Genomic DNA, 12097 nt, shown 5'->3' on the forward strand with positions numbered 1-12097 from the left:
ACCCCGGCCACCGCCCGCGGCGCGACTAGTGCGCGGCCTCCGAGACGTCGGTGCCCTTGGGCGTCAGCACGAACACGACGGCGGCGACCACCAGCATGATGATGCCGCCCGTAATCCCGGTCGTCTGTAGCGCGTGGGTGAACGCGACGCCCGCCTCGCTGGCGAGTTCGGGAAGGCGCAGCTCCTCCGCGATCGACACCGCCGCGCCGAGGGATTCGCCGGCCTGGCCCGCGAGCTCGGGATCGAGGCCGCCGGTGATCCCGGAGGCCACGAACTCGGCGCGGTAGAGCAGCGCGGCGATGCTGCCGAGGATCGCGACCCCGAGCACGGCGCCGAGCTCGTAGGAGGTCTCCTCGATCGCGCCCGCGCTGCCGGCCTTCTCCTCGGGGGAGCCGTGCATGATCATCGCGGAGCCGATCGCGAGCGAACCGCTGCCCATGCCCACGAGGATCAGGGCGATGGTGACGGTGAGCTGCGTGAGGGCGCCGGGCTGGATCCCGACGATGATCATGCCGATTCCGGCGAGGCCGATGCCGCCGGCGAGCACCGCCCGCGCGCCGATCACGCGGGCGACCGGGGGTGCGAGGAGCGAGGCGATGGCACCGGAGATCGCGATCGGGATGAGGCGCGCCCCGGCCTCCATGGGGGAGGCACCGTCGACGAGCTGCAGCCACTGGGCGATGAGGAGCAGCGCGGCGATCATCGCGAAGGTGGAGCCGAGCGCGGCGATCACGCCCGCGGAGAACTCGCGGTTGCGGAACAGCTTGAGGTCCAGGAGCGGCGCGTCGCTGCGGATGCAGCGGAGCACGAACCAGGCGAGCAGCGCCGCACCGGCGGTGAACGCGATCAGCGCATCGGGCACGAGGAACGTTGCCTCCTTGCCGAAGGTCTTGATCGCCCACACGAGCAGGGTCATGCCCACGAGCGACAGGAGCGCGGCGAAGGCGTCCCAGCGACCGGGGTTCGGGACCCGCGACTCGGGGAGCAGGATGGTGCCCGCGATGACGGCGACCAGCATGAGCGGCACGTTCACGAGGAACGCGGCGTGCCAGGAGAAGTGCTCGAGCAGGAACCCGCCGATGAGCGGCCCCACCGCGGCACCGAGCCCGGAGACCGCGGCCCAGATGCTGAGCGCGGTGGCGCGCTCCTTCGGATCGGTGAAGATGACGCGGATCAGGGACAGCGTGATCGGCATGATCATCGCGCCGCCGACGCCGAGCAGGGCGCGGACGCCGATCACGGATTCGGCGCTGTTCGCGAACAGGATCAGGAGTGATGCGCCGCCGAAGATCGTGTAGCCGAGCATCAGCATGCGTTTGCGGCCCCAACGATCCGCGATCGCCGCGAAGGAGACGAGCAGGCCCGCGAGCACGAGCGAGTACACGTCGATGATCCAGAGCTGCTGATCCGAGGTCGGGTGCAGCTCGGCGGCCATCTCGGGCAACGCGATGTTGAGAATGGTCATGTCCATCGTGATCACGAGCAAACTCGCGGTGAGCAGGGCGACGGCCGCCCATCGGCGACCGCGGCTGAGGAGCTGCGCGGGGGCCTGGGGTGCGGGAGGGGTGGACATGGGTCCTACCTTTCGGTGTTCGGGTGGTGACGGATCGTGACGGGGAAGAAAGTGAGGGGGACTGGGGGCGGCGCCTGCGACTGCGGGGCCGGTGGGTGCCGGATCCGGCCTGCGGTGCCGGTGAGCGGAGTGCGTTGGTTTCCGCGGTGGTGCTGCGGCCGTCCCCGGTTCAGAAGCGATCCGGGAGCGGGTGCGCGTCGGGAGCGGCTGCGGGGCGGGACCGGCTGCGCGAGTGCGGCGGTGCTGATCCTGGGGTGGGGAGGGGCGGGAGTGCGGCTACGCTGCGGGATCCGGCGCGTGCCGCGACCCAGAGTCCCCGGAGAGATCAGGCCGGTCCGCCGGCCGTCGGTCTCGGGTGCGTCGCTCCGGATCCGCGGGGGCGTCGCCGCCGACCAGTGCGTGGAACACGCGCGTGAGGTGGGCGTGTGAGAGCGGTTCGTCGTGCAGGCCGGCGTGGATCGTGGCGCCGTCGAGGTAGACGGAGAGCGCGAGCGCGGCCTCAGCGCCGATGGGTTCGGTGAGCATCTCGATCAGGCGGTCGTTCCAGCGGAGCGCGAGGGCGCGGAGCCGCGGATCGGTGGTGCCGCTGGTCATGAGCGCGATGTCGGAGAGCACGGCGCGGCGATCCTGCAGGAAGGTGAGGACCTCGGCGGCGGCCCGGGACGGATCCCTCGCGAAGTCCGCGGCGAACGGCTCGATCGCGGCGAGCGACTCGTCGATCTCCTCGGCGAGCTGCTGCAGGGCGGCGTCGCGGAGCTCGTCGATCGACGCGAAGTGCTGCGTAGTGGACCCGAGCGGGACCCCCGCACGGGCGGCGATGGCACGGTGGGTGAGGGCTGCGGGGCCGTGTTCGGCCGCGAGTTCGGCGGCGGCGGCGAGGATCTCGCGGCGGCGTGCCTCGGGGTCCCGGCGACGAGGTGCCGCGGTGTCGCGCGTCTCAGCCATGTCCCGGCCCCTTCCCCACAGCCCCAAGTGTACTTTTGTACATGTACTTTTGTACATTAACTTGCTGTGTGACGCAAGGTGTCGACTGTGCAGAGAAATCGCCCCGTTTGTCAGAGGTTGCCGGTAGCGTGGTTCGTGTCCGGCAGCCGCGCCGCGGCACAGCCCGAGGAGGAAACCTGACATGGCTCAGATCAGCACGGCCGACCTGTACGACGAACGTGGGGACCAGCTGCAGTCCGTCGCGCTCCAGTTCCAGAACATTGGGGGCATGACCGGTTTCACGGGCATCGTGCGCACGGTCCGCTGCTTCCAGGACAACGCGCTACTCAAGCAGGTCCTCGGCACGCCCGGCGACGGTGCCGTGCTCGTCATCGACGGTGCCGGATCCCTCGCCACCGCGCTCGTGGGCGACGTCATCGCGGGCCTCGCCGTCGACAACGGCTGGGCCGGCCTCATCGTGCACGGCGCGATCCGCGACCGCGTGGCGATCGGCACGCTGCCCTTCGGCGTGAAGGCGCTCGGCTCCAACCCCGCGAAGTCCACCAAGACCGGCGCGGGCGAGGTCGACGTCGACGTGGAGTTCGCGGGCGTCGTGTTCCGCCCGGGCGCGACCGTGTGGTGCGACGAGGACGGGATCCTCGTCGAGGCGTAACGCCGACCGGCCACCGCCTCGGGGTTCGCGTCGGGCTTTGGCTCGGGCTTCGCCCTCGGATTGGGCTTTCGCCTTCGCACTGCCTTCCGTCCTTACACCGGCTTTCGCTTCTGCGTCGGCTTTCGTTCTTGCGCCGGCTTTCGCTTCTGCGTTGGCCTTCGTCCTCCCACTTCCTTCCGCTTTCGTGTCAGCCTTTGCGCCGCATTTGCATTCGCGTTTGCCTCGGCCATTGCGTCACATTCGCGTTTCTCGCCTGCCGAGGTGGCGGCGGCACCGCCACTAGGATCGGCAGTGTGAAGACTCGCATGCGGGCGCTGCTGCCCTTCCTGCCCTACGCGATCGTGTCGATCGTGCACGTCACCGCACGGTTCGCGGAGCATCCGCTCGACGCTCCCAGCAAGCTGTGGCTCATGCCGGCGCTCGCGCTTGGCGTGCTCTGGGCGTCCGCCACGATCCGGCCTTGGCCGCGCGGGGTCGTCCTGCTGCTCGTGGCGTCCGTGCTGTTCTCGTGGCTGGGGGACGGGTCCGGCACCTTCTTCCCAATGTTTGACGACGAGCTGCCGATGATGCTGCTCTGTTTCGGGCTGGCGCACGTCGGGTACCTGCTGCTCATGTGGCGGGCGCGGGGTGTCGCCGTGCAGCGAATCCCGCGCTGGGCGCTCGTCTACGCGCTCGCGTACGCCGTGATGATCGCGGTCCTGATCCAGCACACCGGGGCGCTCACCGTGCCCGTGATCCTGTACGGCCTGCTGCTCGCGGGCACCGCGGCGATGGCCTCGCGCTGCGGGCCGGTGATCGCGTGGGGCGGGGCCTGGTTCCTCGTCTCCGACGCGATCCTGTCGTTCCGCATCTTCCTGCCCGAGGCGATGCCGGCATGGACCAGCGGCATGGTGATGCTCACCTACACGCTGGGCCAGGGCCTGATCGCGGCGGGGATTATCGCTGCGCTGCGCCGTCGGGCAGCGGCGGAACCGCCTGCAGCAGTTTCTGCGCGCCCCGCGTCGTAGTCGCTCCGGCCGCGAGCACGCGGGCCTGCAGCTCGACGTCGCTCGTCACCACGGTCACGACCGCGCGCGCCGCCGACAACTGCTCCACCGCCTCGACGATCGTGTCGTCCCCGAGGCGCGGGGCCTCCACCACGCGCACGTGCGCGCCGTCCTCGACGCCGCGCGCCGCACCCTCGACGACCATGACCCAGTCCGGGAAGGCGTCGACGAGTCCGGGGACCTGCGTTTCGGGGAGATCGAAGAACCCGGACCGGATTCCCGCGCCGCTGCCCGCGTGGGCGTCGATCCGATCCCGCAGCCGCACCGCGGCCGCGTGGCGATCCTTCCACCAGCCGTCCGGCACCGACCCCACGACGTTGGCGGCGTCCACCACCACCGTCGGGGTGCCGCGCAACAGCGGGCGCAGGATCTGCCAGCTGTTCGCGAAGGCCGGGTGCAGCGCCAGGTTCTCGACCTCGGCCACCGGCACCCAGGCGAGTGCGTGGCTCTCTGGGTCCGTGATCTCGGGCGTGAACGGCGTCGCGACGTCCGCGATCAGGGTGGTATACGTCCAGCCGCCCCGATCCAGCACGTGCGTGAAACGGGGCGCCACGGCGTCGTCGGGGACCCCGGCTTCTTCCTGCGATTCGCGGATGCCGGCGTCGATGGCTGATTCGCCTTCGTGGCGCGCGCCGCCGGGAATGCCCCAGGTGTCGCCGTGGTCGCTCCAGGTGACGCGGTGCTGCATGAGGATCGCGTCCAGGTCGCGGTCGTAGGCGAGCAGCCCGGCCGCGCCGTAGCGGCCCCAGTAGCGGCCTCCGTCCTCGGCAGTGACCCACGCGTCGCCGGGGTCTCGAAGGTCGCTCATGCCTCCAGGGTATCCCGGGGTCCGGGGCGCGCGCCTGGAAGTTCCCGTTCGTTACGGCCCTGGGCGCAGAAGCTGCGGCGGCTGGATGCCCGGTGAGACTTTTCGCGACGGCCTTCCCCGAGCTCGCCGCGGGGGAGAGGATGGGAGCATGGAGACACACGCAGACGGAGTGGATGTGCTCGATCCGGGCGAGTGTTGGGAGCTCGCCGCGACCGCGTCGGTCGGCCGACTCGTCACCCGGGTCGGCGACATCATCGACATCGCCCCGGTGAACTACGTCGTAGACGGCGGCACCCTGGTGTTCCGCACGGCCGCCGGCAGCAAGCTCTCCGGGCTAACAGTGAACAGTTCTGTGGTCTTCCAGATCGACCGCTTCGACGCGCTGGGCGGCTGGAGTCTCGTGTTCCACGGCGACGCGCGTGCGCTCGAGTCGGAGTCCGAGATCGACGCCGCAGCACAGCTTCCACTGCAGCCGCTGATCCCGACACTGAAACCCACCTTCGTGCGGATCAGCGTGGCGTCGGTGACGGGCCGCGCCTTCCGATTCGGCGAGGAGCCGCGCCGCGAAGACGTGCAGCACGGCTGACGCTCTGTGCATGCCGCGTAGCCGAGAGACGCGCCCGGGAAACGCGAAGTTCGCCCCGTGGTCTTCGTGTGCCGCGGAGTATGGGTAAGATAGAGGGGTTGCCATGATGGTGGACCTCCTCGCGGAGGCCTCGCGATCGCGATGACAACGGGCTGTGGCGCAGTTTGGTAGCGCACTTGACTGGGGGTCAAAGGCAATAGCCCTCAGCACGAAGACTTACAACTGAATAACGGGATGTGGCGCAGCTTGGTAGCGCACCTGACTGGGGGTCAGGGGGTCGCAGGTTCAAATCCTGTCATCCCGACGGAAAAGCCCTGATGAGAACCCATTTCTCGTCAGGGCTTCCTTCGCTTCTGGTGACCTCGGGAGCCCTCGGCTCGAGGGTCGCGATGGACCGGGATCGCTGGCCTCGGCTCGAGCTGCTTGGTCGCTCGATACGGTTCTAGTGGGCCAAATAGTGGAAATCTAGTGGGCCAGAATCCGGGCACAGTGATATCTCGACCCCATACGGGGCCGAGTGAGATGGCGCGGTGGGTTAGAGCTGTGGTCCGTGTCGGCGGGGTTCCTCCTTCCTGTTCTTGGGGCGTGCGAGAAACTGGTTTGCGAGCTTCGCAGCTTCGTTGAGCTGTCGATGGTCGGGATGCAGGTATCCCTTCGTCGTCTCGATCGACGCATGCCCGAGGATGCGTTGCAGAACGTGGAGCGGCACCCCTGCGTCTGCGAGCCAGGTGGCTCCCGTATGACGGAGGCCGTGCCTGGTGAGGTTCGGCAATCCGAGCTCGTCCACGAGCTGATCCCAGTTCGTTGCATCCCGGACAGTCGCCGTGGTGAGCACTCCACCTCTCGGGCCTCGCAGGAGCGGATCTCCGGGCTGCTTCCCCGCAGACAGGCGGATGAGTACCGGTTCGAGTGCATCGAGGATCGGAACGTAGCGCACGTTGCGGCCCTTGGTCTGCTTGCGCACGAGACCGCCCTTGCCGGGGTAGATTTGCCGTTCGATGGTGACGATCCGGTTCTTCCAGTCGATGTCGCCGACTTCCAATCCTGCGACTTCGGAGCCTCGTGCAGAGAGCAGCGCACAGAGCATGACGTGGTCCGAGTAGCTCTGGTGCACCTCCGCGCACTTCTCAGCGAGCCTGGTCAGCGTCTCGATGTCGGAGATCGCATAGGCACGCAAGGCTCCGGGCTTGAGCGTTGAGTCGTGATTGAGCGTGCGACGCGCCCGATTCTTCGCCGGGTTCGAGGGAATCACCTCGTCCCGCACCGCCACGTCAAGGACTCGCACGAGCGGCCCAATGGAGTTCTTGATCGTGGAGGGTCCGTATTCGGTCTCCCACTGGTCGATCGTGCGGTCGATGACTCCCGTCGTGATCTTGCTCACCTTCAGATGGCCGAGCGCGGGCAGAACTCGGAGCCTGAGCCCTGCGTCGTATCCCGAGACGGTGGAGGTCACGTCGAGCCCTCGTTGCCAGCGATCGCCGATGGACTCCACATAGTCTGCGAGCGTCACCAGGAGGTTCGCGCCGGTCTCCGTCGCTTGCCGCATGGTTTCGAAGAAGGCCTCGGCCTGGTCCGTTGTCTCGACGAACTCGGAGCGGCTGGGGCGTTTCTTCGTCTGCGGATCGGTCCATCGCACTCGGGCGAGGTATCCGTTTCCGCGGCGCTCGACGCTGGTGGAGAGCTTCACGCCGACGGGAGGCATCTTGTGCTGGTGCGGGTCAGCCACGATCGCGCTCGCGTTCCAGTACCCAGGACCGCACGGTCGGCGGGTTATAGCGGGCAACCCCTCCGACGCTGACGAAGGGTGGGCCTTCGGACTGGCGCCGCCAGCGAGAAAGGGTTGCCTGCGAGACGTTCAGGAACTCGGATGCCTCACGCGAGTTCCACAATGGTTCCACCTCATCTGGCGTCGCGCACACGATCAGCCGCTCGCTTCGCGCGAATGAACTCGTCTTCGATGTCCTGCCGTGCCTGGACATCGGCAGCCACGAACGCAACGAAGTCTTCGTCTCGGTTTGGTATCACCGCATCTTCGATGGGCGGCTGAGGGTTCTCGCCCGGCCATGTCGTCTGCCGTGTCGGGCGATCGCGGTCGATCCGAGTACCGCACGTAGCGACCCACTCGCGCAGCCGTTCCCGGGCGAGCGCAAAATCCGTGTGCCAGGCGATGGGCCCCGATCCTGACTGCTCGGGATCGTAGCTCGCGACCCAGTGCAGATGCAGTGCCGACAGCTCCCACAGGAGCTCTGGGTGCCGGTACCAAAACGGCGGCACGACGCTGGCCGGCAGGCCGTAGGTCATCCTCAGCCAATCGACCCACTGGTTGAGCGCGAGCCATTCGGCTTCCGCGTCGCCCGAGGAGAGAAGGTTCCAGTTGATCGGGCGGGGAGGCTCTGGCAGCGTCGTGCCGGCCATGAGGCGGTCGTAGAGGTCGTCTTCCTCGAACTCGGCGTCGAGGTCGTCGTTGGGTTCGACTTCGGGGTTGCCAGCAATGGAGAGGTCGTTCATGGCAGTCACAAGCTGAACGCGGCCGGCCGGGCTACCGGCGGTGTACGGAACTCGACGGCGGCCGCAGCAGTCGGCGGCTCGTGCTGAGCCGGTGCAATCGTTCGGGGTGTGCGTTCGACCGTGTAGCGGCGGCGTGAGGTATCGAAGAGGAGCTTGGCGGTCAGGAACTGCTGTTCCTCGATCTTGTTGCCGCGATGCTCGTAGGTGCGGGTCTTGAAGTCGCCGAGGGCGACAACGTCGTCGCCTTCCGCGAAGTCGTTGAAGGCCTCCTCGGCGTTCTCGCCGAGCATCACCAGCTTGATGTAGCTGGTGCCAAGGAGGGTGAAACTGCCGTCGTTCTCGTTTCGGTAGTGCTTCTGTCCGAGCTGGGCGATGAACAGCGAGAGATCGTCGGGCAGGCGCTTGAGCTGTGGCCGGCGAGCGATGTATCCCTGGATCGACTTTCTGGTTCGAATGTCCATCTCTGTGTCCTTTGCAGTCACCGTCGCGCACGGTGCGCGACCTCTACGAATCAGGTGCGCTCGCCCCGCATCCGGTCGCATCGCGCCGAAGACTGGCCTCAACGGCTGCTCGGTCAGCTACGAGCTGTGAGCCGTCTGCCCGTTGAGTCCAGCGGCGCAGCCGGGTGACGATGGGCGGCGCGGAACGCAGCAGCACGAGGCCGGTGCCGAATGGGAGCCTGCGGATGGTGTCTGGCGGCATGATCGCGACGCGGCGGATCGAGCGCTGCGCGGATCGTGAACCATGGTCGCCGACGGTCGTGGAGTCTGTGATCTCGTCCCGCTCGCCGATGAGCGTCGAAAGGTCTTGGAGATCGCGACTATTGGAGGCTCCGCCGAGGATGATCTTCACGATCGCGGCATCCCAGATCGCGGATGCCGCGTTGTCCGACCATTGCTCCCGCGCCTGGGCGAGCGACTGCAGAACCGGCATCGTCGTGATGCCGGTGCCGCCGCCCTCAGCCATGAGCGTCGGCAGCGAGGGAAGCGGGCTGAGATTCGCCACTTCATCGAGCGCGAGCAGTAGGGGCGGGTCGAGTCTTACCCCCGGGCTGCGAGCGGCTAGGCGGCGGGCTGCTTCCACGACATCTTCGATGAGCGCGGCAACCAGCGGGGCGCTGTTGTTCGCGCCGGCGGCTGTCGCCAGGAGGTAGAGGGTGCCCTTCTGTTCGAGGAACGATTCGGGATCGAACATTTCATCCGGGCCCGGGGTGACGGCGTCGAGCACGCGTGGGTCGGCGAGGGCGGCGAGTGCGAGGGAGACGCCCTGCCAGATCGAGTCTCTGGTGCGCGGGTCTGCTTCGAGCATCGCCTGCAAGGCCTCTGCCCAGCCTCCGGCAGCGCGCGGGTGCGTGCCGAGGATGGAGACGGCATCGCCTGCGGCGGCGGGGTCGAGCGTCCAGCGGAACAGATCGGCTGGTTGCCGGCCGTCGAGGGCTGCGGCGTGTAGCAGGCATTGGAGAGCGACGCGGGTTTTCGCTTCCCAGAAGTCACCACCCTCGACGCCTCCCTTCCCGAGTCCAGTGGCCGAGGCAAGGCCCGCAGCCCGGATCATCGCCGTCAGCGGCGCATCGCATCCACGGACGGGCGACCAGCGCAACCCAGCCGGGATGCCTGCTGCGAGGCCTTGCGGGTCGAACACCGCGACCGGGCCGATGCGCTCGCGCGCACGGATGGTCGCGGTCGCATTGTCAGGCCGCGTCGAAGTGGTCACCACGGCACCTGGGGCGGAGAGGATCGAGTTGATGACGATATGCACCCCCTTGCCGCTTCGGGGCGGCCCGATCAGCAGGATCGAGTCTTCGACCGAGGCCCACACCTCGACCCCACGCGAGACCCCGACCCGGTAGCCGACATCAGCCGGTTCCGGGTGTTCGAGGGAGGAGCGCAGGTTGCCGGCGCGTGCGAGCAGGGCGCGCGGAGATCCGGATCTGGCGACTTCGGCCCGGGTGGCGATGCCTGCGATGCGGTACGGGTCCATCGCCTGACGCCGGCCGTGATGCCGGATCGCCGACCATACCCACCAGCCAGCCGCTCCGGCGGCGACGATCAGCACGCCTGCGACGAGCCAGTAGACGACCGGGTTCAGGCCGGGCGCATCGAGTGCAGTGGCTGGGTCGCCGGGATGCAGGATGACCCCGGCACCAGCACCGATCCCTCCGGCGGGCGGCGCCGAACCGGTGAGAAACGCAGCGACGCTTCCCGCGCCACGGAGGATCGCCGCCAGGATCGCAAGCGCGGCAAGCCCGACGAGTGAGGCGTTCGTGAGCTCGTCGCCGAGGCTGCCGGTCGGGCGGATCGGGGAACTCATTGCGGTTGCCCGAGGCAGACCGTTGCGGAGATGCGGCCCAGCAGCACGGCTTCGCCCGTGGGCGAATGCTCAAGGTAGCGGGAGTCGATCAGTGCACGGGCGATCCCGTCCGGCCCTGACTCGGCGTGCGCGATGATGATCGCCACCGCGACCTCTTCGCCGGGGATCATCCCGGACCCGGCGAACTGCATCAGACGCGACGGCGCCGGGGCTGGCACCACTGCGGCCGCAACCTGCTCAGAGGGCTCAGCGGCGGGCGTTTGCGGGTCGGCCCTGCGGGGCGTGCGTGGGGTGTAGAAGTCGGTGATGGTGCGGCCGTCGGTTTCGATCACGTCGACGCGGAGGGTGCGGCCGGTCTGCTGGCTGATCGCGTCGACGATCGCGGGGAACGACGCACGGCGCCAGGGCGGCGAGAACTCGGGCGGCAGGTAGGGTGCCCCATCGACGGTGACGGTCAGTGTGCCGTCGTCTGCGACGACGATCCGCACCATCACGGCCGTTGGGTCGGAGTGCTTCGAGTGATCGCGTTTGGGCATGCGGGAATCTCCTTCGTAAGTGGTCGAGGGCAGAGCTCGGCCCTGACGCGCAGGCACGCCAGGGCCAGGACTGGAATGAGGGTCAGAGGGCGGCCCGACCCGCCGTGCGGCTCGCATCCGGTGCGGCGCGGCGGGCAGCCTGTTGATAGGCCGGCGGGAGGCGGTACGGCGTCGGGGTGGGATCGAGCATTGATTCGATGCCGCTCGCGTTCGTGACCACCTCTGCGAGGCCTTCGGCGAGCATCCGGTTGCAGCCGGCCGAGGCTGCGGAGGTGATCGGGCCCGGCACCGCGCCGACGCGGCGGCCGAGATCGTGGGCCTCGACCGCGACCCGCAGGCTGCCCGAGCGGAATCCGGCTTCGGGAATCACTGTTGCTGCGCTGAGTGCGGCCATGAGCCTGGCACGGGCGACGAAGCGATCCCGGTTCGGTGCGAGTCCGGGCGGCACTTCGGACAGCAACAGGCCGCCGCTGTCGGTGATGCTCTGGAACAGAGAAGCGTTCCCGGCCGGATAGGGGCGGTCGACGCCGCCCGCGAGCACCGCGATCGTCGAGCCGGAACGCACAGCGAGCGCGGCACGATGCGCTTCGGCATCAATACCGTAGGCACCCCCGGAGATGAGGATGCGCGGAGCCTCGGCAAGTTGGCCGGCGAGCTCTCGGGTGACGTGCACGCCGTAGCCGGTGGCTGCGCGTGCGCCGGCGATCGTCACCCGGGAGGTGAGCGACGAGGTGAGCAGTTCCGGGTTCCCCTTCGCCCACAGCACCAGCGGTGCCGAAGGCCCGAGATCGGTGAGGTCTGCCGGCCACCCCGCGCGCCCCGGCGTGAGCAGCCTGAGCCCGCCCCCTTCGGTGAGGGTGATGAGTTCGTCTGAGAGGGCGTCTTTCTGCCGTGAAGCGGCTTCCTGCCGCCAGCGGATGCCTTCGAGCGGGTCGACCTGGGCGGGAATCGCAGCGCCAGGGTCTCGGAGCAGCGCGAGGGTCTCGGTGAGGCCGATGGCCTGCACGAGCTTCCCTGTGACCGGGTCTCCCGGGTCGGTGAGCGCCGCGAGCGTCATGCGCGCGATCATGTCTTCCGTGTAGTCGGTCACCGTCGCCTCCTGAGCCTGATTGCTGTCAGAGGGCAGGTGCACC

12 protein-coding genes and 1 tRNA gene are annotated in these 12097 nt (G+C 68.5%); 4 read left to right on the forward strand and 9 right to left on the reverse strand.

Annotated elements, in window-relative coordinates; translation table 11 throughout:
* Positions 1–25 precede the first annotated feature (25 nt).
* The gene (locus D3230_RS05945) at positions 26–1573 is read right to left on the reverse strand and encodes an MFS transporter (RefSeq protein ID WP_202344120.1); all 1548 of its coding nucleotides are present in this window, start codon (positions 1571–1573) and stop codon (positions 26–28) included.
* 276 nt (positions 1574–1849) lie between these two features.
* Positions 1850–2518 (reverse strand): TetR/AcrR family transcriptional regulator, encoded by a 669-nt coding sequence (locus D3230_RS05950; protein WP_202344121.1) that lies wholly within the window; start codon positions 2516–2518, stop codon positions 1850–1852.
* A gap of 181 nt (positions 2519–2699) precedes the next feature.
* Between D3230_RS05950 and rraA the strand changes: the two genes are divergently transcribed.
* Positions 2700–3170: a ribonuclease E activity regulator RraA gene (gene rraA / locus D3230_RS05955; RefSeq protein WP_202344122.1), complete on the forward strand. Its 471-nt coding sequence runs from the start codon at positions 2700–2702 to the stop codon at positions 3168–3170.
* A 293-nt stretch (positions 3171–3463) separates the two neighbouring features.
* A complete protein-coding gene (locus D3230_RS05960; protein WP_337249111.1) occupies positions 3464–4177 on the forward strand; it encodes a lysoplasmalogenase family protein in 714 nt (237 codons plus the stop codon).
* Here the strand turns inward: D3230_RS05960 and D3230_RS05965 are convergent.
* Positions 4107–5024, reverse strand: coding sequence for an NUDIX domain-containing protein (locus D3230_RS05965; protein WP_202344123.1), 918 nt, complete (start codon positions 5022–5024; stop codon positions 4107–4109). The two genes, D3230_RS05960 and D3230_RS05965, sit on opposite strands and share 71 nt — an antisense overlap.
* 148 nt (positions 5025–5172) lie before the next feature.
* Here D3230_RS05965 and D3230_RS05970 point away from each other — a divergent pair, with 148 nt between their 5' ends.
* Both D3230_RS05970 and D3230_RS05975 read left to right on the forward strand, forming a co-directional pair.
* Positions 5173–5610 carry a pyridoxamine 5'-phosphate oxidase family protein gene (locus D3230_RS05970; RefSeq protein ID WP_202344124.1) on the forward strand — a complete coding sequence of 146 codons (438 nt, stop codon included), beginning with the start codon at positions 5173–5175 and terminating at the stop codon, positions 5608–5610.
* Between the two features lie 230 nt (positions 5611–5840).
* A tRNA-Pro gene (locus D3230_RS05975) sits at positions 5841–5914 on the forward strand.
* Positions 5915–6145: 231 nt separating this feature from the next.
* On the opposite strand, the gene D3230_RS05980 is transcribed toward D3230_RS05975, so the two are convergent.
* The 6 genes from D3230_RS05980 to D3230_RS06005 form a co-directional block, all read right to left on the reverse strand.
* Positions 6146–7336, reverse strand: coding sequence for a tyrosine-type recombinase/integrase (locus tag D3230_RS05980; protein WP_337249112.1), 1191 nt, complete (start codon positions 7334–7336; stop codon positions 6146–6148).
* Between the two features lie 173 nt (positions 7337–7509).
* On the reverse strand, positions 7510–8118 hold the full coding sequence (locus D3230_RS05985; RefSeq protein ID WP_202344125.1) for a hypothetical protein: 609 nt from the start codon (positions 8116–8118) through the stop codon (positions 7510–7512).
* 5 nt (positions 8119–8123) lie between these two features.
* Complete coding sequence (locus D3230_RS05990) at positions 8124–8579, reverse strand: single-stranded DNA-binding protein (protein ID WP_202344126.1); 456 nt, start codon at positions 8577–8579, stop codon at positions 8124–8126.
* Positions 8580–8622: 43 nt separating this feature from the next.
* Complete coding sequence (locus D3230_RS05995) at positions 8623–10428, reverse strand: TraM recognition domain-containing protein (protein ID WP_202344127.1); 1806 nt, start codon at positions 10426–10428, stop codon at positions 8623–8625.
* Positions 10425–10964 (reverse strand): hypothetical protein, encoded by a 540-nt coding sequence (locus tag D3230_RS06000; RefSeq protein ID WP_202344128.1) that lies wholly within the window; start codon positions 10962–10964, stop codon positions 10425–10427. Before D3230_RS06000 ends, D3230_RS05995 begins: the two co-directional genes overlap by 4 nt.
* Before the next feature lie 82 nt (positions 10965–11046).
* Entirely contained in the window at positions 11047–12054 is a 1008-nt protein-coding gene (locus D3230_RS06005; RefSeq protein WP_202344129.1) for a DNA-processing protein DprA, read from the reverse strand.
* Between the last annotated feature and the right edge of the window lie 43 nt (positions 12055–12097).

Source organism: Leucobacter chromiireducens subsp. solipictus, assembly GCF_016758195.1.
Classification (GTDB): Bacteria; Actinomycetota; Actinomycetes; order Actinomycetales; family Microbacteriaceae; genus Leucobacter; species Leucobacter solipictus.